The sequence below is a fragment of the Pseudomonas sp. Arb-4-2C genome, from assembly GCF_055755015.1.
This window is the reverse complement of record NZ_CM146899.1, coordinates 3059234-3082762: the sequence shown is the minus strand read 5'-3', so window position 1 is coordinate 3082762 and position 23529 is coordinate 3059234. Positions and strand designations below refer to the sequence as shown.

Genomic DNA, 23529 nt, shown 5'->3' with positions numbered 1-23529 from the left:
TATGTCTGAACACTTGATCGAAATACGCGACCTTCGCGTTGCTTTCAACGGCCAGCCAGTGGTGCACGGCATCGACCTCGACATCCGCCCGGGCGAGAGCCTGGCGCTGGTCGGCGAGTCCGGCTCGGGCAAATCGGTGACCGCTCACAGCATCCTGCAGCTGCTCGACCCGAACATCACGCAGATCGACGGCAGCATTCGTTACGACGGCGAGGAACTGCTCGGCGTGCATGAGCGTTATCTGCGCCGGTTGCGCGGCAACCGCATCGCGATGATTTTTCAGGAGCCGATGAGTTCGCTGAATCCGCTGCACACGATCGAACGGCAACTCGGCGAGAGCCTGGCGCTGCACAAAGGCCTGGCGGGCGCGCAAGCCCGTGAGCGCATTCTGGAGTTGCTGGAGCTGGTCGGCATCCACAAGCCTCGGGAGCGGCTCAAGGCCTATCCGCATCAGCTCTCCGGCGGCCAGCGCCAGCGGGTGATGATTGCCATGGCGCTGGCCTGTGAACCGCAGTTGCTGATTGCCGACGAGCCAACCACCGCGCTGGACGTGACCGTGCAGCGCAGGATTCTGTTGTTGCTCAAGGCGCTGCAGCAGCGGCTCGGCATGGCGCTGCTGATCATCAGCCACGATTTGAATCTGGTGCGCACGATCGCCCAGCGGGTGGCGGTGATGCGTGGTGGCGTGATCGTCGAGCAGGCATCGTGCGAACAGCTGTTCCGTGCGCCGCAGCATCCTTACAGCATCGAGTTGCTGAATGCCGAACCTGGCGGGCATGCCTTATGTCTCGACGCGACCGAAGAGTTGTTGCAGGTGCGCGATCTGAATGTGCGTTTTCGTCTGGGCGGCGGTGGGTGGCGGCCGAAGACTTACCTGCAGGCGGTCAAGGGTATTGATCTGAGCCTGCAGCGTGGCAAGACCCTGGGCATTGTCGGCGAGTCAGGTTCGGGCAAGTCGACATTGGGTCAGGCGATTTTGCGGCTGATCGACGCCGAGGGCAGCATTCGCTTTGCCGGTGAGGCGCTGGAGCAGTTGAGCGGCAAGCAACTGAGGCCGCTGCGCAAACGCCTGCAAGTGGTGTTTCAGGACCCGTTCGGCAGCCTCAGCCCACGCCTGTGCGTCGAGCAGATCATCGCCGAAGGATTGCAGGTACACAGCGACTTGAATGCCACGCAGCGTGAGCAGGCGGTCATTGATGTGTTGCTCGAAGTGGGTCTCGATCCGGCAACGCGGCATCGTTATCCCCACGAGTTTTCAGGGGGGCAGCGGCAACGCATCGCCATTGCCCGGGCGCTGGTGCTCAAGCCGGACTTGATCCTGCTCGATGAGCCAACCTCGGCACTGGATCGCACGGTACAAAAACAGATCGTCGCGCTGCTGCGGCGCTTGCAGCAAGAGCATGGTCTGACCTACCTGTTCATCAGCCATGACTTGGCGGTGGTGCGGGCGCTGGCTCATGATCTGATCGTGATGAAGGAAGGTCAGGTGGTGGAGCGCGGGGAGACCGGCAGTCTTTTCAGCGCGGCTAAGCACCCCTATACGCAGGAGCTGCTGGCCGCGTCATTTGCCGGTTGATGAGCTATTGCCAGAGCTGACGCTTTCGCGAGCAAGCCCGCTCCCACCGGATCCATTGTGGGAGCGGGCTTGCTCGCGAAGGCAGTCGTTGCTTCAGCGAAATCCTTGATGCCTGAACGCAAAAATCCCGCCACCAGGGCGGGATTTTCTGCAAACCGAGCGACGTCTTACGACGGGAACAGTTCGGACAGTTTCATCGACAGCATCATGTCGCCTTCAACGCGCAGCTTGCCGCCCATGAACGCCTGCATGCCGTCGGTTTCACCGCTGACGATGTCTTTCAGGGTTGCACTGTCCAGCACCAGGGTGCAGTTGGCGTCGGCGTTTTCACCTTCCTGAATGTCGCAAGTACCGTCTTTGACGATCAGCGCGTAGTGCTTGTCTTCGTCGGTGATGTTGAAACCGAAGACCAGATCCAGACCAGCAGCAGCGGCTGGGTTGAACTTGGCTTGCATTGCTTTTACGGCATCAGCTACGGAGGTCATGGTTCGATCCTTTCTTGGGTAATGGGAGCTGGGTGATTACAGCAAGGTTCACAGTAATCCGGACTCAGCGGAAAGTGATGAGTTCCGGAGCCTTCAGCAGCTGCAGATGCGCATGACTGTTGAAGGAGGCCAAAGCCACCTCGCGACCGCGGAACTTCAGCTGGTTGAGCGAGGTGTTGACGATTTGCCAATTCAGTTCGAATGCCTGTCTGGCTGGCATTTGGGTAATCAGGTGGAGCAGGGCGGTGATGGTGCCGCCGGAGGTGAACACGGCGATTTTCTGGTTGCCGTCGGCCTGTTCGAGGATGCGCTGCAGCCCGCCCTGAACCCGCTCGACGAACCCCAGCCAGCTTTCCAGGCCCGGCGTGTCGTAGGTGCCATCCAGCCAGCGCTCGATGACCAGAGCGAAGATGCGCTGGAACTCGGCGCGGTTCTGCGCGGCGTTGCGCAGGATGTCGATGGCTTCCGGTTCGTCCGCGAGCATGGCGGGAATGAGCGCGCGGATAACCGCTTCGGCATCGAACTCGTTGAATGCAGCGTCTGTTTCCAGGGGCGGTACCGCCAGGCCTTTGGCGGTCAATTGCTCCAGCGCGCTGGTGGCCGTGTGCTGCTGACGGCGCAGGTCGCCAGACAGGCAGCGATCGAAGCTGATGCCCAGCTCGGCCAGGTGCTGGCCGAGGATTTCTGCCTGGCGCACACCGATCGGCGACAGGACGTCATAGTCGTCTGCACCGAAGGAGGCCTGGCCATGTCGAATCAGATAGATGCTGCCCACGTCCGCGTCATCCCGGTACGTTGAAGGTTTGGCGAGGTTATGAGGATGACGGAGTGCTGTCAATGAAAAAACATACGCTTGTTTGAAATGCTTGTTACAGGCCTGTTGCCAGAGGTTTCACGGCTGGCCGACAAGGCGGCGCATGGGTATGCTGGAACCATCCCGCGCGTGTTTTTGCATCCGCGCATTGTTTTAAGGAGTCTCTGTGGAGTTTTTCACCGAATACGCCAGCTTCCTGGCCAAGACCGTAACCCTGGTGGTCGCCATTCTGGTGGTGCTGGCCAGTTTTGCTGCATTGCGCAGCAAGGGCCGGCGCAAGTCGGCGGGGCAGTTGCAGGTCAGCAAGCTCAACGATTTCTACAAAGGCCTGCGTGAGCGGCTGGAGCAGACCTTGCTCGACAAGGATCAGCTCAAGGCGCTGCGCAAGGGCCAGGCCAAATCGGAAAAGACCGAGAAGAAGCAGAAGAACAAACCCGATGCCAAATCCCGGGTGTTCGTGCTGGATTTCGACGGCGATATCAAGGCCTCGGCCACCGAGAGCCTGCGCCACGAAATCACCGCATTGCTGACCCTCGCCACACCAAAAGACGAAGTGGTGCTGCGTCTGGAAAGCGGCGGTGGCATGGTCCACAGCTACGGCCTGGCGTCGTCACAACTGGCGCGCATCCGCGAGGCCGGCGTGCCGTTGACCGTGTGCATCGACAAAGTCGCAGCCAGCGGCGGCTACATGATGGCGTGCATTGGCGAGAAGATCATCAGCGCGCCGTTCGCGATTCTCGGCTCCATCGGCGTGGTCGCGCAGTTGCCCAACGTCAACCGTCTGCTGAAGAAGCACGATATCGATTTCGAAGTGCTGACCGCCGGTGAGTACAAACGCACCCTGACCGTGTTTGGCGAAAACACCGAAAAGGGCCGGGAGAAGTTCCAGGAAGACCTGGACATCACCCATCAGTTGTTCAAGAACTTCGTCGCCCGCTATCGCCCGCAACTGGCTATCGACGAAGTGGCCACCGGTGAAGTCTGGCTCGGCGTTGCAGCGCTGGACAAACAACTGGTCGATGAACTCAAGACCAGCGACGAATACCTGGCTGACCGGGCGAAGAAAGCCGAGGTTTACCACCTGCATTACGCCGAACGCAAAAGCCTGCAGGAGCGCATCGGCATGGCGGCCAGCGGTTCGGTCGATCGCGTGCTGCTGAGCTGGTGGAGTCGCCTGACGCAACAGCGTTTCTGGTAAACAGTCAGCCACAAAAAACGCCGGTCAATGACCGGCGTTTTTGTGTGCGCAGTAAACCTGACAGTTTAGCGGCGACGGAACAGTGGTAGCGGTTCGTCGGTGGCGGCCTGATAGGTCACCGAAAAGTCCTTGAGACCTTCCAGGGCTTCGTACGGGTCTTTGTCCGCGCGGATGGCAAAGGCGTCAAACCCGCAGCGATGCAGGTAGAACAATTGATCGCGCAGCACGTCGCCAATCGCCCGCAGCTCGCCCTTGAAACCGTAACGGTCACGCAGCAGGCGGGCGTTGGAGTAGTTACGGCCATCGGTGAATGCCGGGAAGTTCAAGGCAATCACCTGGAACTGCGCAACGTCGTCACCAATTTCCTCGGCCTCTTCATCGGCGTCGAGCCACACACCCAGACCGCCGTCGCGGGCTTTCAGGGCATGAGCATGATCACGCCACAAGGCCAGCGGCACGATCAGGTCGTCGCAGTTGGAAATACCGTCGAGGGTCGCGTCCTTGGGCAGCAAGTGCCAGGTTTCGTCGACAACCTCGTTGTTCTTAATGATTCGCTGCATAGACGCGTTCCTTGAAGAGGTCGATGCCAATACGCTGGTAGGTGTCGATGAAGCGCTCGTCTTCGGTACGTTGTTCGACGTACACGTCGATCAGCTTCGAGATCACGTCAGGCATGGCTTCCTGGGCGAAGGACGGGCCGAGGATCTTGCCCAGGCTCGCATCACGGCTGGCGCTGCCGCCGAGGGAGACCTGGTAGAACTCTTCACCTTTCTTGTCCACCCCGAGGATGCCGATATGGCCGACGTGGTGGTGACCACAGGCATTCATGCAACCGGAGATGTTCAGGTCCAGCTCACCGATGTCGAACAGGTAGTCGAGGTCGTCGAAGCGACGCTGGATCGATTCGGCGATCGGGATCGACTTGGCGTTCGCCAGCGAGCAGAAATCACCGCCAGGGCAGCAGATGATGTCGGTCAGCAGGCCGATGTTCGGCGTGGCGAAACCGCCTTCGCGCAACTCGCCCCACAGGGTGAACAGTTGGCTTTGCTCGACGTCGGCCAGAATGATGTTCTGCTCGTGGGAGGTGCGCAGTTGACCGAAGCTGTAGCGGTCGGCCAGATCGGCGACGGCATCGAGCTGCTTGTCGGTGATGTCGCCCGGGGCAACGCCGGTCGGCTTCAGCGACAGGGTCACGGCGACATAGCCCGGCTTCTTGTGCGCCAGGGTGTTGCGGCTGCGCCAGCGGGCGAAGCCCGGATGTTCTTTGTCGAGTTCGGCCAGGGCGGCAGTCTGGTTGTCCAGCGCCTTGTAGTCCGGGTCGACGAAGTGCTTGGCCACGCGCTGCAGTTCGGCGTCGGTCAGGGTAGTCTGGCCACCGCGCAGGTGCTCCATTTCCGCATCGACTTTCTGCGCAAACACTTCAGGCGTCAGGGCCTTGACGAGGATCTTGATCCGCGCCTTGTATTTGTTGTCACGACGGCCGTAGCGGTTGTAGACCCGCAGGATGGCGTCGAGATAGCTCAGCAGGTCCTGCCACGGCAGGAACTCGTTGATGAACGCGCCGACCACCGGGGTACGGCCCAGGCCGCCGCCGACCAGCACGCGGAAACCCAGTTCACCGGCTTCGTTGCGTACCGGCTCAAGGCCGATGTCGTGGACTTCGATGGCCGCACGGTCAGCGGTCGAACCGTTGACGGCGATCTTGAATTTGCGCGGCAGGTAGGCAAATTCCGGGTGGAAGGTTGTCCACTGACGGACGATTTCGCACCACGGACGCGGGTCGATCAATTCGTCGGCCGCGACACCGGCGAACTGGTCGGTGGTGACGTTGCGCAGGCAGTTGCCGCTGGTCTGGATCGCGTGCATCTGCACAGTAGCCAGTTCCGCGAGGATGTCGGGGATGTCTTCCACCGCCGGCCAGTTGAACTGCACGTTCTGCCGGGTACTGATGTGGGCGTAGCCCTTGTCGTAGTCACGGGCAATCTTGGCCATCATGCGCGTCTGACGCGAAGTCAGCTGGCCGTACGGCACCGCCACGCGCAGCATCGGCGCGAAACGCTGGATATACAGGCCATTTTGCAGGCGCAGGGGGCGGAATTCTTCTTCGCTCAGCTCACCTGCCAGATAGCGTCGGGTCTGATCACGGAACTGCTTGACGCGGTCCTCGATGATCCGCTGATCGTACTCGTCGTATACGTACATATAAGTCCTGTTCTCAGGCTTTGGGCTACTCGGAAAACGCTGCGTTTTCGCTTGCTGGAGTCCGATGGTGCCTCTGCAATTACGCGCGCACGGCCGCGCACTCCCTAACGGAGCCGGGGCAATATACCCGTTTGCAGTTATGCGCAAAAGTGATGTTTGAGTATATGTAAAGAACCAAATCGCCTAACGAGAATGGTTGTTGATTAACCCACATTTGTCGCGGGGACAATCATCGTCTTAACTGTGATCGAGTCTTTCTGCAATCACCGATAAAACCGACAAGAGGCGATGCAATGAGCAATCCGACCAAGGCAAGAAAGAGCGATAGCAGTGTCGATGCGTGGGCCATTCTGTTCCTGATCATTCTCGTTGTAGGGACAGCGGTATTCTGGGTCAGTCATCAATAAACGACCGATCCGGGTCCGCTTCCGACGATTGTCGGACAAAAAACGGGATCAGGCGTCAATAGCCGCTGGTTCGAGGGCTATAATGCGCGGCCATTTTTCCTTGGGCCCGGATCATTCATGTTGAAGTTTGTCCGCCTCAGCCTTCTGCTGTTCGGCGCGGTTTTCGGATCCGCGGCACAAGCGGAGTCGGTGCTGTTCCTCAATCCGGGTTCGACTCAGGAAGCCTTCTGGGTCAGCTATTCGCAATTCATGCAGGCGGCTGCTCGAGACCTGGGCATCGATTTGCAGATTCTCTATTCCCGGCGCCAGCCTGAACTCACCGTGGCCCAGGCCAGGATTGCCCTGCAGGGACCGAATCGTCCCGACTACCTGATGTTCGTCAACGAACAGTACGTTGCACCGCAGATCCTGCGGCTGGCAGAAGGCAGCGGAGTCAAGCTGTTCATGGTCAACGCGGTGCTGACCCCCAATCAGCAGGCACTGGTTGGCGAGCGGGCCGATCGCATTGGCAGTCTGGTGCCCAATGACGAGGAGGGCGGCTACCTGATGATGAAAGAGCTGATTCGCCTGCATCCCGCTGTGGCCCGCGGCGAGCCGATCGAGGCGCTGGCGTTCTCCGGTCTGAAGATCACGCCGTCGGCGCAGTTGCGCGAACGTGGCATGCAGCGCGCCCTGGCCGAACATCCGCAGGTGCGGTTGCGGCAACTGGTGTACAGCGGCTGGACACAACAACGCGCTTACGAACAGGCCCGACAACTGCTCAGGCGCTATCCGAACGTATCGCTGGTGTGGTCAGCCAATGATGAGATGGCATTCGGTGCGATGCGTGCGTTTGCCGAAGTTGGCAAGGTGCCGGGCAAGGATGCTCTGTTCAGTGCGGTCAATACCTCGCACGAGGCGTTGCAAGCGGTGGTCGATGGCCGCTTGAGCGCGCTGGTGGGAGGGCATTTCACCCTTGGCGGCTGGGCGCTGGTGGAGTTGCATGATTATCAACAGGGCGTCGATCTGGACCGCTATGGCGGTCGCGACCGACAGTTGCCGCTGTTGCAATTGATCGACAAAAACCGTGCCCGGCAGATGCTGGCCATGGGTTCACCGGCAGGCTATGGGGTAAATTTTCGCAAACTGTCAGCCAAGGGTCATCCCGCTTCCTATCGCTATCCGTTCGACCTGCAGACCCTGATGCACTGAACGCCGTCAGACACCGGCGAAATGCAGCACCAGCTTGACGATGGCAAACAGTGTCAGGGCGAACACGGCGGTGAAGCCGATCCCCAGGATCACGAAATGGCTGGGCTTGCCATGCGTGAAGTCCCTTGCCCGATTCTTCCCGCTCTGCACCCCGAACGCCGCCGCCATCACGCTGTGCAGCATCTGCCAGAAGCTCGGCGGTTTGTTGTCGACTGGATCGTCCATAAATCCCCCGTCTGTGTAGGTTCCCCTGAGAGCATAGCCAACCTGTCGGATTGTGCTGTTGCCACCGTCTCACTGTAGACGCAGTCGGTAACAACTCGTGGCCAATGCGATAACTATCTACCGCAGTCAACCGAGGCGGAAATGGTGTTCTGTCGTTCCATTTTTCAGGAGCGACAGAATGTCGATTCATCCCCCGACGCAGCCGGCAGCGGCGAAGAATTCCCGCAGCTCGTTGCCTGTTGAAAAGAAGGTCTTGGCCAGCGCGAGTATTCACGGCAAACGCCTTGAGCAGGTGGTACCCGGCTGGCTGGTCGACGCCAGCGCCGAACGTCGTGCCCATATCAGACGTGTCGGCACGCAGTTGCCGGAGTGGTATCAGCAGTTGTCTGCAGAGCAATTACGCGACTTGCAGGCGCGCACCACTGAAGGCTTTCTTGCCCAGTCACGGCTGGACAAGACGATGGCGGCACTTGAGAGCAGCGAAGCATTTGCCGAGGCTCAACTGATAAAGGCGCTTAAAGATCAATTCAACGTCGAGTTCGACGTCAACAAAACCCAGGTGTGTCTCAGGCACGCTCTGGAAGTCAGTGCGCTGGACATCGAAGTGTCCAGTTTTGAAGTCTTGAAACTCTCACTGGTGCAGGCAGCCCTGCATAATTTCGAAGCATCGGAATGTGAAGAAGGGGCCTTCCATCGCGAATCCGGATTCGTCGTAGAAACGTCGGCTCCCGGTACATTCCAGGCCGTGACGGCTGCTATCACCGTCAGCGAGTTTCTGTCGCTGTGTCGTACGCTGAATATTGGCGCCCGATACCAGGCTCGCGTGAAAGCGTTTTTTCAGTCGACCGGCGCATTGCGCGAGCAATTCATCAGCAGCCAGAAAACCGCATTGCGCGCAGCCGCAGAGCTGGCCCTGTCGAAGAAAGACATCGAACCGGCCGACTATAGAATGCTGCTGTCGGTCGTTGACGGCGAGGTCCATCCACGCCTGGGCGAAAAGGCCGTGTGGTTTCGCGACCTGAGCCTGATGAAGCACAGAATGACCGGTTGCGTGGTATTCAGCATCAGCGAACGCTATCGCTACACCAACGAGTTCATTGTCTATATCCCGCATGACCCGGAGCATCCGCTCAAACGCTATACCTCAGCGCAGATGCGCGAAGTATTCAAACGCAAATTCACGGCGCAAGACGCTGTGCCATCGAATGAAGCGTCGACTGCCTATCAGCGCTTTTTCAGTCAGTTCGTGGCCTATGCCGACCGCCCTTACTACTTCAGCCAATTCACCCGGCCTTCGGCGGATGCCCCAGTGGACCCGATGCGTTCGATCTGGGTGAAAGTCATCCAGATGATTTCACCGATTTCGGTTTTCACACAGATCAAGGAGCTGCCGCCCGAGCGTCCGGGCAAACGTGAACCGGAGGAGGATCCCTATCTCGACCCGTACGGCATTGTCCGCAAAGGCGTGGCGGGTCTCTGGGCAGCCAATACTGATCTGTGGCAGTACCTCTATGAGCAGCACTACGACAAGTTCATCACCGATGCGCGTGCTCACGCCGTACCAACGGCTGATGTCGATGCGAATGTCCGCGCGAAAAGGCTCAATCATCTGCTCGAATTCGGCATGCTCGCGCTGAACATGGTGTCGATGTTCGTACCGGTGCTGGGCGAAATCATGATGACGGTCATGGCCGGTCAATTGCTGTATGAGTCGCTCGAGGGGGCTGTCGAATGGACTGAAGGTGACCGTCAGGCCGCCAAGGCGCACCTCATCGATGTGGCGGAAAACCTCGCGCTGATCGGGGTCATGGCCGGTGTCGGAAAAGGCCTTGGCAGACTGATCGCGGCCAAGCCGGTCGCGGTGATCGAGAGGGCTGAACTGATTGAGCGCCCCGATGGCGCATTGCGTTTATGGACCCCCGACCTGGCGTCCTATGAAAGCCCCGTCGAGCTGAATCCAGCGTCTGTCCCTGATGCGCAAGGCCTGCATCGATTGAATGGCAAGACGTACATTCGTCAGCAGGGCAAGGTCTACCAGACGCAATTTGACCAACAGTTGAAGCAATGGCGCATTCTGCATCCGACCGATGCCTCCGCCTATCGCCCCATCCTCGAACACAATCGTCTGGGCGCCTGGCGGCATACGCTGGAGCGTCCGCTGACCTGGGATCGATTGACTCTGCTGCGCCGCATGGGCCATTGCACCGAAGCCTTTTCCGATGAGCAATTGCTCAACATCGCGGATGTCAGCGGGGTCAGTGATGACGCGCTGCGCCAGATGCACAGGGATCATCTGCCTGCGCCTCTGGCATTGGCCGATACGTTGCGCCTGTTCGAGGCTGACCAAGGCGTGAGCCGGATCATCGACCAGATCGAGCAAGGCTCCAGCCTCGACGCCCCGTTCCTGCTGACATTGCCACTGCTGCCGCAAATGCCTCGATGGCCTGTCGGGCGCGTATTTGAGATTTTCGACGGGCCGCAGTTGTCCGGAGCAAGCGTCAAGCATGGCGCTGAGTCGTTATTGCCGGGTGCCAGTGTCAAGGCACCGATCCGGATCACTCGCGCCGATGTCCTGAGTGGGCACATGCCTGCGCGTATTCTGGATGCGCTGGATGAAGCGGAGATTATCCGGTTGCTGGGGGCTGAAGCGGCCCGCGTCAGTGAACACCGACCAGCCGAATTCAGAAAGCAGTGGGCGGATTTCCTGAAGAGCCGCCAGCCGGCGATGTTCGAGCAGCTCTATGCCGAACCGCATCTGCATGATCCGCGGATTGCCAGACTGCAACGAGCGACACCCGGGTTGGGCCGCCCGGCAGCCATCAGGGTGTTGCTGCAGGCTGATGCCGAGGAGCTGGCGCGTCTGGACAGCGGCGGGCGCGTACCTTTGAGGTTGCTGGAGGCATCGCGAGGTTATGCGCAGCGCACGCGCTTCGATCATGCCATCGCCGGCTTGCACATGGAAAACCTGGCGTCGGCCGAGAGCCAGTGGCTGGCTCTGCGGGTGCTGGAAAGATTGCCTGGCTGGTCGCCCGATGTACGTCTGGAGGTGCGCGAGGGCAGTACCCACGGGCGGTTGATCGATAGTCTCGGCGATGAGAACTCCCGCCAGCTCAAATACCTGGTCAAACGTGGCCCTTCCTATCAGGCCTTCAACGAACGTGCAGAGGAACTCAACGGTATTGCTCGGCAGGGCGATAACTTTTTCGCCTCGGTCATGCATGCCCTGCCTGACAAATCGCGTCAGGCCCTGGGGCTGGCCGACGTCAGTCAGAGTGCCTCCCTGCGTCGACTGGTGATTGACCATGTCCATCTACATCGCGCTGAACTGGCCCGGTTGGCCGGCAAGCGCCATGGCGTCAGCACATCCTTCAAGCCCCCGCTGCGCGTGCCGGGGCATGGCCTCGGTTACTACGCCAGCGGACGCGGGCAGGGCGTTAATCCGCTGCTGGTGACACGGGTGCAGAATGTCTATCCAGCCCTCACCGATCAGCAGGCGGGCGGGTTCATTCTTCAGCAGTTGGCGTCGGGCAAGAGCGATGCACAAATCTATGAGCTACTGCAAAGGCGTACCCGCGAATGGCAGGCGCTTGAGGCGACACTGGCCGAATGGGAGGGTGAGCCGACACCGGAACCGACGCTGCAATCGATGATCGGTGGCAAGTCCAGCACCGTGCGCAACATCAAGCAGAGCTGGCGCACCTCACCGCTGGCGCAGATTCATCCACGCTTCGCACAGCTGGATCTGGTTTGTGATGAGGCGCTACCGCTTCTGACAGCAGACTTTTCTCACATACGGGAGCTGAATGTTCGCGGTCGCTGCATCACCGATACGAATGCCGACGCGCTGCTGGGCGTTTTTCCGCAACTGGAAAAACTGACCATCAATGCGACCAGCGAAACGTTCAGCAATCTACCGCAAGCCTTACAGGGAATGGACCGACTGACCCATCTGACGCTTTATGGCGCGATCCCGTTTGCCGCTGACATGCCGGCACGGTTGGGCAGGCTGACCCAGCTCGAAGAGCTGACAGTCTGTTCGTCGGGTTACCAGCCGATTGCCTTCGACGTCAGCCAACTGCACAAACTGCGAAAACTCGAGATCGCTGCCTATTCCTTGCTCGAATGGCCGGCCGGGGTACTTGAATTGCCTGATCTCGAACGTCTGAACCTCAAGGACACCGGGATCAACACCTTGCCCGCAGGGCTGCTCGAAGGGCACGAAAAGTTGTGGTCGGGGTTGTCACTTGACTGGTCGAAGTTCTCCCGCGAAAACTTCAAGGTCGCCTATGAGTACGTCAAGACACATCCCGAGCATCTTATTGACCGCGAAGCGATGGTCAGGGACTACTGCAAAGGTGAGTTGAACCGTCTGGGCGAAGGCTTGAGCACACCGCCGCAGAGCATCTTCGACCGTTTCTTTGAGCAATGGCCTGACGAGCAGCAACGATTCACAGCCATCGAAGCCTTGAGTGAGCAGTTTGCAACCCTCGACAGGCAGCTTATTGACTGGCTGCAAACGGGCATGGTCTCGCAAGAGTCACTCAGGGAAATAATCGGACGCTCCAACGCGACGCATGCCATCAGAAACAGTTGGCGCAAGGGACTTTTCAAACGCTACGGTGCGACGGTTTCCGCCTCGACGCTGGATTTGTCAGGGTTGATGCTCAGCGAGCTTCCGCAATTATCTGCCGATGCGTTCTCACATGTACGCACCTTGCTGCTTTTGGGCCAGCGAGTAGATGCCCTGCAACTGCGCGACTTCCTGGCGGCTTTTCGGGAGGTGCAGACGCTCGACCTGAGTGACAACGCCCTGCATGAATTGCCCATTGTGCCGGGTAGCCTGACGAGGCTGTCGCGCCTGGATCTCTGCGACAATCTGTTGACTGACACGCCCCGGTTGCAGGAGGGCCTGGAGTCATTGCCGGCCCTCGAATATCTGGATCTGCATAACAATCCTTTGACCGGATTGAGCGTCGCTGGCCTGACGCGCTTGAAGGCGCTGAATTTACGAGGCACCGATCTGCAAACCTGGCCCGCGGGGGCTGAGGCGCTCAGCCAACTGACTTGGGTGGACTTGCGTAGCAGCAAGATCACCACGTTGCCTCCAGCGTTTCTGGACAGCCATGCCGTGATCAACAGCAATCTGACCGGTAACCCTTTGACACCAGCCACGGCGGCAGCGCTGCGGGCTGTGCAACAGCGGATCGAGTTTGAAACGGGACTGCCCGAGGGCGCACTCGAAGCCTTTGCCAACGAACCGGTACCGCTGACCTTTCCTCCAGCAGAGAACGGTTTTTCGGTTGCCAGGTATTTGTTGCCACTTCCCCACGCGGCGACAGGCGAAGGTGAGACGTTGATGATCAACAGTCTGCAGCGCATGCAGCCGGCCTTCAGTGGCGAACAAGCGGCGCAGTTGATTGAGCAGATGCGCGGCAGCGGAGCGACGAATGCTGAAACAGGTGGTCGGATCAGCACCTGGAACCAGACGTTTGATACGCTGGTGCGCCAATTGAATGGCTGGCTGTACACTCGCGAGACCCATGGAACAGGCTGGGTCATCTCTTCGCAGACCCGCAGTCTGGCGGCCTGGCGAATCCTCACCTGTTGGCGGGCAAGGTTGCCCAACCTGCAAGGTGTGACGCAAGCCGTGCTGGATCTGAACGGTTTGCAACTGGGAGATATTCCGGCACTACCGGAAGATTTTGCGCATGTCCGCACGCTCAATCTGACGGGTACCAGACTGAGCACCGAGGGGGCCAACGGTTTCCTCAACGCCTTCACGCAGGTGCGAACGCTGGCGCTTGGCGGTAATGAGTTGGAGGCTGTACCGCAATCGGTGCGCAACATGTCTGAACTGGAGCAGCTGGAGCTATCCAGTAACCGATTCTACGATCCCGAGCACTTGTACGAGTCCCTTTCCGGCCTGGAACATCTGACTTCGCTGGATGTGAGCTACAACAACCTGGAGTCGTTCGATGTCAATTATTTCGGGCGACTGGAAGCGCTCGATCTGCGCAACAACAATTTGCTGGCCTGGCCGGAAGGTGCGCTGCAGGCGGAGCATCTGCGCATGCTCAATCTGAGCCGTAACGACATCACTACGCTGCCAGAGGAGGCACTTGACGGTACGCACGAGCAATTGATGAACGGTACTGACTTGACCGACAACTATAATTTGTCCGAGGAAAGCCTTGAGCGGCTCCGGGCGTATCAGGTAGCGGGGGAACGTCACCGGGTATTGGGTTTCTCACGCGCTGATCTTGAAGAGCTGATTGACGACAGCGCGGGCGGGTTGACCGAAACGACTGACAGCATTGAATCCGACGAGATCGTGTCGATTGACCCATCGCAGGCGCAATACAAAGCCCCATGGCTGGCCAATTTCGCTACGGCACAATTGGCGGATCGCGATGCGTTGTGGGAACAACTGGCTGCAGAGCCGGACAGCGCGGCGTTCTTCCATCTGCTGGAGCGACTGCAGGACACGCGCGAATTCAGGGTGGCCAATGCTGACCTGACGCGACGGGTCTGGACCGTCATGGAAGCCGCCGCAGCCGACACCGAGCTCAGGGAAGTCATCTTTGCCAGCTCATCCACCCACGGCACCTGCGTTGACGGGCGGATCCTGACCTTCAGCGGTCTGGAAACCAAGGTGTTCACTCATAACGCGTTGCTTGATTTGCCGTCCGATCTATCAGGCGCAAAAGGTGAAGTGTTGTTGAATCTGTCGCGGCGATTGTTTCGCCTCGACCAGGTCGACGAACTGGCGAAAGCGGCGGCAACACGCAGTGGTTTCGATGAGGCCGAGATGCGCCTGGGGTATCGAATCGGTTTGACCGCCGGCTGGGAGGACGGCCTGGAGCTGCCAGGACAGCCAAAAAACATGACCTATGCCTCGGGCATCGGCCCGCAACAACTGGTCGAGGCGCGAACGGAAGTCAGCAATGCCGAGCGGTCCGACAAATTTCTGGAAGATCTGATTCAGCGCGATTACTGGATGCAATACCTTCAGGAGAAATACCCCGAGGTCTTCAGGAAACTGGACGAGCTGCAATTGCTTGAGGACGGGGAAGATGACGGGCTGAGCGCCGACGATCCAGAATACTTGAACCGGTTGTTCGATCGTACGGCCGAACGTAACGTGAAAATGATCGAGCTTTCGCAGCAGGAAATCGATGCAATCAATGCTGTAAAAGCGCCTGTCCCGGGCTCTTCACGGCATCTGTCCAACGTCTGAAACTGAAAGCACAGTGCCCGGCGCCGGTTAAACCGGCACCGGGATCAACCCGTTTGATCAGTTGTCGTAGCCGAGGTTTGGTGCCAGCCAGCGCTCGGTGACGCTCAGGTCCTGACCCTTGCGCGAGGTGTAGCTCTGCACCTGGTCCTTGTCGACCTTGCCCACGGCAAAGTATTGCGCCTGCGGATGGGCAAAGTACCAGCCGCTGACCGCTGCAGCCGGGAACATCGCGTAATGTTCGGTGAGGAACACACCGCTGCGGCCAGCGCGCATTTCGGCCGCTTCCGGGTCGAGCAACGCAAACAGTGCGGCCTTCTCAGTGTGATCCGGGCAAGCCGGATAGCCCGGGGCAGGGCGGATGCCTGAGTACTGCTCTTTGATCAGTGCTTCGTTGTCCAGCTGTTCATCCTTGGCATAGCCCCAGTGTTCTTTACGCACCTGCTGGTGCAGCCATTCGGCGCAGGCTTCGGCCAGACGGTCGGCCAGGGCCTTGACCATGATCGAGTTGTAATCGTCGCCAGCGTCCTGATAAGCCTTGGCGACTTCTTCGGCACCGATGCCGGCGGTGGTGATGAAACCACCGACGTAGTCGGTCACTTCGCTGTCCTTCGGTGCAACGAAGTCGGCCAGCGAGAAGTTCGGTTTGCCGTCGGTCTTGATGATCTGTTGACGCAGGTGATGCAGGCGCGCCATTGGCTTGCCGTCATCGCCGTACAGTTCGATGTCGTCGTCATGCACCTGATTGGCCGGCCAGAAGCCGAACACCGCACGGGCGCTGATCAACTTTTCGTCGATCAGTTTGCTGAGCATCTCGCGAGCATCTTTGTACAGCGAGGTGGCGGCTTCACCGACCACTTCGTCTTCAAGGATGCGCGGGAACTTGCCGGCCAAGTCCCAGGAAATGAAGAACGGCGTCCAGTCGATGTACTCGGCCAGAACGTTGAGGTCGATGTTGTCCAGCATCCGGGTGCCGGTGAACGTCGGTTTGACCGGGGTGTAACCGGCCCAGTCGAACTGTGGTTTCTTGGCGATGGCTGCTGCATAGCTCAGGCGTTCGGTGCGGGCGCTGCGGTTGGCGGTGCGCTCGCGCACATCGACGTAATCGGCGCGGGTCTTCTCGACGAAACCGGCTTTGAGCTCCTTGGACAACAACTGGGTCGCCACGCCCACGGCGCGCGAGGCGTCGGTGACGTAGACCACGGCATCGTTACTGTACTTCGGCTCGATTTTCACCGCCGTGTGCGCCTTGGAGGTGGTCGCGCCACCGATCATCAGCGGCAGGTGGAAATCCTGACGCTGCATTTCGCGGGCGACGTGGACCATCTCGTCCAGCGACGGGGTGATCAGGCCGGACAGGCCGATGATGTCGCATTTCTGCTCTTTGGCTACCTGCAGAATCTTCTCTGCCGGGACCATCACGCCGAGGTCGACGATGTCGTAGCCGTTACAGCCCAGCACCACGCCGACGATGTTCTTGCCGATGTCGTGCACGTCACCCTTGACGGTGGCCATGAGGATCTTGCCCTTGGCTTCGGGCTTGTCGCCTTTTTCCAGCTCGATGAACGGGATCAGGTGTGCCACCGCCTGTTTCATTACGCGGGCGGATTTCACCACCTGCGGCAGGAACATTTTGCCGGCGCCGAACAGGTCGCCGACGATGTTCATGCCGGACATCAGCGGCCCTTCGATCACTTCGATCGGACGGGCGAACGACTGGCGCGATTCTTCGGTGTCTTCAACGATGTGGGTAGTGATGCCCTTGACCAGCGCATGCTCCAGACGCTTGTTGACGTCCCAGCCGCGCCACTCTTCGGTCTCGGCTTCCTTGACACTGCCGTCGCCCTTGTACTTGTCGGCAATGGCGAGGAGGGCATCGGTGCCTTCCGGCGTGCGGTTGAGGATCACGTCTTCGACGGCGTCGCGCAGTTCCTGCGGGATCTGGTCGTAGATCTCCAGCTGACCGGCGTTGACGATACCCATGGTCAGGCCGGCGCGGATCGCGTACAGCAGGAACACCGAGTGGATCGCCTCACGCACCGGGTTGTTGCCACGGAACGAGAACGACACGTTGGACACGCCACCGGAGCTCAGGGCATACGGCAGCTCGTCGCGGATGTAGGCGCAGGCGTTGATGAAGTCCACAGCGTAGTTGTTGTGTTCTTCGATGCCGGTGGCCACGGCGAAGATGTTCGGGTCGAAAATGATGTCTTCCGGCGGGAAGCCGACTTCGTTGACCAGAATGTCGTAGGAGCGTTTGCAGATTTCTTTCTTGCGCGCTTCGGTGTCGGCCTGGCCGGCTTCGTCGAACGCCATCACCACCACCGCGGCGCCGTAGCGCTTGCACAGTTTGGCGTGGTGGATGAACTGCTCGACGCCTTCTTTCATGCTGATCGAGTTGACGATGCCCTTGCCCTGAATGCACTTGAGGCCGGCTTCGATCACTTCCCATTTCGAGGAGTCGATCATGATCGGTACGCGGGAGATGTCCGGCTCACCGGCGATCAGATTGAGGAAGGTCACCATGGCCTTCTTCGAATCGAGCATCCCTTCGTCCATGTTGATGTCGATCACCTGCGCGCCGGCCTCGACCTGCTGCAGGGCGACTTCCAGGGCTTCGGTGTAGTTGTCTTCACGGATCAGGCGGGCGAATTTGGCGGAGCCGGTGATGTTGGTGCGCTCGCCGACGTTAACGAACAGCGAGCTGCGATCGATGGTGAACGGCTCCAGACCCGACAGGCGGCACGCCTTGGGAATGTCCGGAATCTGCCGCGGTGCGTAACCGGCCACGGCTTTGGCGATGGCTTCGATGTGGCCCGGGGTGGTGCCGCAGCAACCGCCGACAATGTTGAGGAAACCGCTCTGGGCGAATTCTTCGATGACTTTGGCGGTGTCCACCGGCAACTCGTCGTACTCGCCGAATTCATTCGGCAGGCCGGCGTTCGGGTGCGCCGACACGTGGGTGCTGGCCTTGTCCGACAGCTCTTCCAGGTACGGACGCAACTCACGCGCGCCGAGGGCGCAGTTCAGGCCGACGGAAATCGGTTTGGCGTGCGCCACCGAGTTCCAGAACGCTTCGGTGGTCTGGCCCGACAGGGTACGGCCGGAGGCGTCGGTGATGGTCCCGGAAATCATGATCGGCAGCTCGAAGCCCAGCTCTTCGAACACCCCTTGCACGGCGAAGATCGCCGCTTTGGCATTGAGGGTGTCGAAAATGGTTTCGATCAGGATCAGGTCGGCGCCGCCCTCGATCAGACCTTTGGTAGCCTCGGTGTAGTTTTCCACCAGCTCATCAAAGGTAACGTTGCGGTAGCCCGGGTTGTTGACGTCAGGCGACAGCGAGCAGGTGCGGCTGGTCGGGCCGAGCACGCCGGCGACGAAGCGCGGCTTGGCCGGGTTCTCGGCGGTCTTGGCGTCGGCGACCTTGCGGGCCAAGCGCGCGCCTTCTACGTTTAATTCGAAGGCCAGCGCTTCCATGCCGTAGTCGGCCATGGAAATGCGCGTGGCGTTGAAGGTGTTGGTTTCCAGAATGTCGGCGCCGGCATCCAGGTAGGCTTTCTCGATGCCGCCGATCACGTCCGGACGGGTGATCACCAAGAGGTCGTTGTTGCCCTTGACGTCACTCGGCCAGTCAGCGAAGCGTTTGCCGCGATAATCCTGCTCTTCGAGCTTGTAGCTCTGGATCATCGTGCCCATGCCGCCGTCGAGAATCAGGATGCGCTCTTTGAGGGCTTGCTTGAGAGCTTGAAGGCGGACGCTGCGATCGGACATTTGGACTACTCGAAAAGACCATTACGAAGGGCCGGGATCATAACAAACCTGTGCGGTTTTAGAGCATGTCACGCTTTTGCATGAATATCGTTCATGTTGGTACGGGCGTCATACTGTAGAATTGCGGCGTTTTTTTCAGGATCGGGATCAAGGGCATGTCGTACCGCGTCATCAGCATTTTCTTGCTGTTCTCAAGCTTTGGCGCGGTGGCGCAGGAGCCCTCGATTTCGCCTTCCATTTCATATACCCGTGACATTCAACCGATCTTCACCGAGAAGTGCGTGGCCTGCCACGCGTGCTACGACTCCGCCTGTCAGCTCAATCTGGGCAGCGGCGAAGGCGCTGGGCGTGGCGCGAGCAAGATGCCGGTCTACGACGGTGAACGGACCCAGGCCGCGCCGACCACTCGACTGTTCTATGACGCCTTCGGCAAACGCGCCTGGCAGCAGAAGGGCTTCTATTCGGTGCTCGACGCCCAGGGCAGTCAGGCGGCGCTGATGGCGCGGATGCTGGAACTGGGGCACAAAACCCCGCTGACTCCCAATGCCAAACTGCCGGAAGACATCGTGCTTGGCCTGCAGCGAGAAAACATGTGCGCGATGCCCGCCGAGTTTGAAGGCTACGCCGGCGCCCACCCGAAAGAAGGCATGCCGCTGGCGGTGACCGGCCTGACCGATCAGCAATACCAGACGTTGCAGCGCTGGCTGGCGTCTGGTGCGCCGATTGACGAGCAAGGCCTGGCGCCGAGCGCCCGAGAAGCGCTGCAAATCGTCCAGTGGGAAAACCTGCTCAACACCCCGGGAGCGCGGCAGAGTCTGGTCGGGCGCTGGTTGTTCGAGCACTGGTTCCTGGCGCACATCTATTTCAAGGACGGCGAGCCGGGGCACTACTTCCAGTGGGTGCGTTCGCGCACGCCGAGCGGCCAGCCGATCGACCTGATCGCTACCCGTCGCCCGAACGATGACCCGGGCACTCAGGTGTATTACCGCCTGTGGCCGGTGCAAGGGGTGATCGTGCACAAGACCCACATCACCTATCCGCTGAGCGCGGCGAAGATGGCGCGGGTCAAGAGCCTGTTCTACAGCGGAAACTGGCAGGTCAATGCGCTGCCGGGTTACGGCCCGCAGAGCCGCGCCAACCCGTTCGCCACCTTCGAGGCGATTCCGGCCCAGGCGCGTTATCAGTTCATGCTCGATAACGCCGAATACTTCGTGCGTACGTTCATTCGCGGGCCAGTGTGCCGCGGGCAGATCGCGACTGATGTGATTCGCGACAACTTCTGGGCGCTGTTCCAGGCCCCGGAGCATGACCTGTACATCACCGACCCCAACTATCGCGGGCAGGCCACGCCATTGCTGGCGATGCCCGGGCAGAATGACGACGTCGGCAGTGTCCTGAGCCTGTGGCACAACTACCGCAACAAACGTAATGAATACGAGGCCCTGCGCCGCGACAGCTACGCCGATCAACCGCCGCCGAGTTGGTCGACCTTGTGGGCCGGCAACGACAACGCGCTGCTGAGCATCTTCCGCCACTTCGACAGCGCCTCGGTGACCAAAGGCTTGATCGGCGAAGTGCCACAGACTCTGTGGCTGTTCGACTATCCGTTGCTGGAGCGCACCTATTACCAGTTGGCGGTCAACTTCGATGTGTTCGGCAACGTCTCGCATCAGGCGCAGACCCGTCTGTATTTCGACCTGATCCGCAACGGCGCCGAGCAGAACTTCCTGCGTCTGATGCCGGCCGATTCCCGCGAGGATTACCTCGACGATTGGTACCAGAGCAGCGGCCAGTTCAAGATGTGGCTCGATTACGAGGCCATTGACGACGACAAGCCGACTGCACTGAAACTCGATTCGAAGGACCCGAAATACGATTTCGCCATGCAGTTGCTGGCGCGTTACGGCGACCTCAATGCGCGGCCCGACCCGATCAATCGCTGTGCTGGCGCCTACTGCTCGCGGCCGAATATCGACCCGGCGCTGCAAAATGCCGAGCAGGCCCTCAGTCGCCTGACCTCGCGTCCAGCGGCCGGTCTGAAAGTGATCGATCAATTGCCCGAAGCCACCATGCTGCGCATCGAAACCCGCAGCGGCAAACGTGAGGTGTACAGCCTGCTGCGCAACCGTGCGCACAGCAACGTGGCGTTCCTGCTGGGTGAATCGCTGCGCTATCAACCGGGACTCGACACTTTGACGATTTATCCGGGCGTGCTCAGCAGTTATCCGAACTTCATATTCAACATTCCGGCCGAGCAAGTACCGGAGTTTGTCGATGCAATGGAAAACGCCAAGGATGCCGAGCGCTTCGAGAAAATCGTCGAACGCTGGGGGATTCGCCGCAGTCATCCGCAATTCTGGTTCTATTTCCACGACCTGAGCCAATACATCCACGAAACCGACCCGGTGGAAGAGGGCGTGCTGGACATGAACCGCTACGAGAATCTTTGATCGTTTGAGACGGACCTGCTGTCCCAATTCTTGGCAACACCGCAAATCTCAACTGTGGAGCGGTTTCGCTCGCGAAGGTGTCAGCTCATTCGAAATGGATGTCGCCTGACACAGCGCATTCGCGAGCAAGCCCGCTCCCACAGGGGGCAGTGGTGTTTCAGGAATCGTGGACAGGAGCGCTCAATGTTGATTTCAGTGCAGGCCCTGCGGGCGCTTGCCGCGTGGACGGTGGTCTGTCACCACTTCATGCAGATTTTCTTCGACTTCAAGGCGCGCGGCCCGATTGGCCAGTTGTTCATCGACAAAGGCGCAGTCGGGGTCGACATCTTTTTTGTCATCAGCGGCCTGGTGATTTTCTTGTCCACCGAGGACAAGCGCCTGCGGCCGGGGCAATTTCTGCTGTACCGCCTGTCGCGCATCGTGCCGGCGTACTGGCTTTACACGTTGCTGATGGCGCTGCTGGTGCTGGTCGCCGGACAGGTGTTGCCGGATCAGAGGCTGGACGTCGGGCATCTGCTGCTGTCGCTGTTGTTCATCCCGGCGCAGAACCCCGGCGGGTACGGGATCTACCCGACCCTGAATGTCGGCTGGACCCTCAATTACGAAATCCTGTTCTACGTGCTGTTCGCCTGTGCGCTGGTGTTCCGTTGGCAGGTGCGTCTGCTGGTGGTCGCAGCGTTGCTGTTTGCTACTTGCCAGGCGTTTGGCTGGGTCAGCGAGTTCTATCGTTCGGACATCGTTTACGAGTTCTTGCTGGGGATCGGCATCGGCATCCTGTACCGCCGGGGCTGGATTGGCCCGGGCCTGTGGTTGCCGTTGCTGGGAATTGGCGCCGCGTTGATGGCAATCTATTGCCTGACGCCGGCGCCACGACTGTTGAACTGGGGGCTGGCGAGTGCGGTGCTGGTGATGGCCTGCATGGCGCTGGAACGTTATGTCGAGCGCAATCGGCTACTCAAGCTGCTGGGCGATTGTTCGTATTCGGTGTATCTGATGCACGTGCTGGTGCTGTCGGCCGGTGGTTTTATCGCGCGACATTATGGAATCAGTCCGTACCTGATGTTCGTCGTCTGCGCTGTGGCCATTGGCGCAGGGTCTTGGTTGAGCTACGAATGGGTGGAAAAACGCAGCTATCAGTGGCTTAAAGCGCGGATCGATGGCGAACCTGTTGCTCAATCGGATTCCCAGCTTTCCCGACAAAAATACTAGGACTTTGTGCGGCGCGATGATTGGCGTAAACTGCGCCCAAGCCTGCGAGGAGTTTCCATGACCGCTATTACCATTACCGACGCCGCCCACGATTACCTGGCCGATCTGCTCTCCAAGCAGAACACCCCGGGCATCGGCATCCGCGTCTTCATCACCCAGCCTGGCACCCAGTACGCCGAAACCTGCATTGCCTACTGCAAGCCGGGCGAAGAAAAACCTGAAGATACCGCGCTGGGGCTGAAAAGCTTCACCGCCTACATCGACTCGTTCAGCGAAGCGTTCCTTGACGATGCCGTCGTCGACTACGCCACCGACCGCATGGGTGGTCAACTGACCATCAAGGCGCCAAACGCCAAAGTGCCGATGGTCAACGCCGACAGCCCGGTCAACGAGCGCATCAACTACTACCTGCAAACCGAGATCAACCCGGGGCTGGCCAGCCACGGCGGTCAGGTCAGCCTGATCGATGTGGTCGAGGACGGCATCGCCGTGCTGCAGTTCGGCGGTGGATGCCAAGGCTGCGGCCAGGCCGACGTGACCCTGAAGGAAGGTATCGAGCGCACTCTGCTCGAGCGTATTCCTGAACTAAAGGGTGTGCGCGACGTGACCGACCACACGCAGAAAGAAAACGCCTACTACTAAGGTGTTCGCTGCGGACATGAAAAACGGCGCCCCGTGAGCGCCGTTTTTTTTGCGTGAAATTCAATGACGCCTTCGCGAGCCAGCCCGCCCCCCACAGGTGATCGCATTGCAAATGTGGGGGCGGG

13 protein-coding genes are annotated in these 23529 nt (G+C 59.7%); 7 read left to right on the top strand and 6 right to left on the bottom strand.

Annotation, left to right across the window (positions count from 1 at the left end; translation table 11 throughout):
• Position 1: 1 nt before the first annotated feature.
• Positions 2-1576, top strand: a complete 1575-nt coding sequence (locus AC0J41_RS13690) for an ABC transporter ATP-binding protein (protein ID WP_473015922.1) — start codon at positions 2-4, stop codon at positions 1574-1576.
• A 167-nt stretch (positions 1577-1743) separates the two neighbouring features.
• On the opposite strand, the gene AC0J41_RS13685 is transcribed toward AC0J41_RS13690, so the two are convergent.
• Entirely contained in the window at positions 1744-2061 is a 318-nt protein-coding gene (locus AC0J41_RS13685) for an SCP2 sterol-binding domain-containing protein (RefSeq protein ID WP_007967870.1), read from the bottom strand.
• A gap of 64 nt (positions 2062-2125) precedes the next feature.
• Positions 2126-2836 carry a histidine phosphatase family protein gene (locus tag AC0J41_RS13680; RefSeq protein WP_473015921.1) on the bottom strand — a complete coding sequence of 237 codons (711 nt, stop codon included), beginning with the start codon at positions 2834-2836 and terminating at the stop codon, positions 2126-2128.
• A 205-nt stretch (positions 2837-3041) separates the two neighbouring features.
• On the opposite strand from AC0J41_RS13680, the gene sohB reads away from it, so the two are divergent.
• The gene (sohB, locus tag AC0J41_RS13675) at positions 3042-4073 is read left to right on the top strand and encodes a protease SohB (protein ID WP_025112551.1); all 1032 of its coding nucleotides are present in this window, start codon (positions 3042-3044) and stop codon (positions 4071-4073) included.
• A gap of 65 nt (positions 4074-4138) precedes the next feature.
• On the opposite strand, the gene AC0J41_RS13670 is transcribed toward sohB, so the two are convergent.
• Together AC0J41_RS13670 and AC0J41_RS13665 are read right to left on the bottom strand one after the other, a co-directional pair.
• Positions 4139-4633, bottom strand: coding sequence for a DUF934 domain-containing protein (locus AC0J41_RS13670; RefSeq protein ID WP_025112550.1), 495 nt, complete (start codon positions 4631-4633; stop codon positions 4139-4141).
• The gene (locus AC0J41_RS13665) at positions 4617-6275 is read right to left on the bottom strand and encodes a nitrite/sulfite reductase (protein WP_473015920.1); all 1659 of its coding nucleotides are present in this window, start codon (positions 6273-6275) and stop codon (positions 4617-4619) included. The genes AC0J41_RS13670 and AC0J41_RS13665 overlap by 17 nt, the downstream gene beginning before the upstream one ends.
• Positions 6276-6799: 524 nt before the next feature.
• Between AC0J41_RS13665 and AC0J41_RS13660 the strand changes: the two genes are divergently transcribed.
• Positions 6800-7873 (top strand): ABC transporter substrate-binding protein, encoded by a 1074-nt coding sequence (locus AC0J41_RS13660; protein WP_473015919.1) that lies wholly within the window; start codon positions 6800-6802, stop codon positions 7871-7873.
• A gap of 6 nt (positions 7874-7879) precedes the next feature.
• On the opposite strand, the gene AC0J41_RS13655 is transcribed toward AC0J41_RS13660, so the two are convergent.
• The gene (locus AC0J41_RS13655; RefSeq protein ID WP_025112547.1) at positions 7880-8098 is read right to left on the bottom strand and encodes a DUF2970 domain-containing protein; all 219 of its coding nucleotides are present in this window, start codon (positions 8096-8098) and stop codon (positions 7880-7882) included.
• A gap of 178 nt (positions 8099-8276) precedes the next feature.
• Here AC0J41_RS13655 and AC0J41_RS13650 point away from each other — a divergent pair, with 178 nt between their 5' ends.
• Positions 8277-15335, top strand: a complete 7059-nt coding sequence (locus AC0J41_RS13650) for an NEL-type E3 ubiquitin ligase domain-containing protein (RefSeq protein WP_473016002.1) — start codon at positions 8277-8279, stop codon at positions 15333-15335.
• Between the two features lie 57 nt (positions 15336-15392).
• Here the strand turns inward: AC0J41_RS13650 and metH are convergent, their stop codons facing one another.
• A complete protein-coding gene (metH, locus tag AC0J41_RS13645) occupies positions 15393-19103 on the bottom strand; it encodes a methionine synthase (protein ID WP_473015918.1) in 3711 nt (1236 codons plus the stop codon).
• A gap of 155 nt (positions 19104-19258) precedes the next feature.
• Here metH and AC0J41_RS13640 point away from each other — a divergent pair, with 155 nt between their 5' ends.
• From AC0J41_RS13640 to nfuA, 3 genes are all read left to right on the top strand, one after another.
• Positions 19259-21553, top strand: a complete 2295-nt coding sequence (locus AC0J41_RS13640; protein ID WP_473015917.1) for a fatty acid cis/trans isomerase — start codon at positions 19259-19261, stop codon at positions 21551-21553.
• Between the two features lie 183 nt (positions 21554-21736).
• Positions 21737-22762, top strand: coding sequence for an acyltransferase family protein (locus tag AC0J41_RS13635; RefSeq protein ID WP_025112544.1), 1026 nt, complete (start codon positions 21737-21739; stop codon positions 22760-22762).
• A gap of 57 nt (positions 22763-22819) precedes the next feature.
• On the top strand, positions 22820-23404 hold the full coding sequence (gene nfuA, locus AC0J41_RS13630; RefSeq protein WP_003225494.1) for a Fe-S biogenesis protein NfuA: 585 nt from the start codon (positions 22820-22822) through the stop codon (positions 23402-23404).
• Positions 23405-23529 lie beyond the last annotated feature (125 nt).

Bases quoted from the DNA above. Each gene is read 5' to 3' on its own strand.
- AC0J41_RS13690 (WP_473015922.1), top strand. From the start codon at position 2: ATGTCTGAACACTTGATCGAAATACGCGACCTTCGCGTTGCTTTCAAC.
- AC0J41_RS13685 (WP_007967870.1), bottom strand. From the start codon at position 2,061: ATGACCTCCGTAGCTGATGCCGTAAAAGCAATGCAAGCCAAGTTCAAC.
- AC0J41_RS13670 (WP_025112550.1), bottom strand. From the start codon at position 4,633: ATGCAGCGAATCATTAAGAACAACGAGGTTGTCGACGAAACCTGGCAC.
- AC0J41_RS13665 (WP_473015920.1), bottom strand. From the start codon at position 6,275: ATGTACGTATACGACGAGTACGATCAGCGGATCATCGAGGACCGCGTC.
- AC0J41_RS13660 (WP_473015919.1), top strand. From the start codon at position 6,800: ATGTTGAAGTTTGTCCGCCTCAGCCTTCTGCTGTTCGGCGCGGTTTTC.
- AC0J41_RS13655 (WP_025112547.1), bottom strand. From the start codon at position 8,098: ATGGACGATCCAGTCGACAACAAACCGCCGAGCTTCTGGCAGATGCTG.
- AC0J41_RS13650 (WP_473016002.1), top strand. From the start codon at position 8,277: ATGTCGATTCATCCCCCGACGCAGCCGGCAGCGGCGAAGAATTCCCGC.
- metH (WP_473015918.1), bottom strand. From the start codon at position 19,103: ATGTCCGATCGCAGCGTCCGCCTTCAAGCTCTCAAGCAAGCCCTCAAA.
- AC0J41_RS13640 (WP_473015917.1), top strand. From the start codon at position 19,259: ATGTCGTACCGCGTCATCAGCATTTTCTTGCTGTTCTCAAGCTTTGGC.
- AC0J41_RS13635 (WP_025112544.1), top strand. From the start codon at position 21,737: ATGTTGATTTCAGTGCAGGCCCTGCGGGCGCTTGCCGCGTGGACGGTG.
- nfuA (WP_003225494.1), top strand. From the start codon at position 22,820: ATGACCGCTATTACCATTACCGACGCCGCCCACGATTACCTGGCCGAT.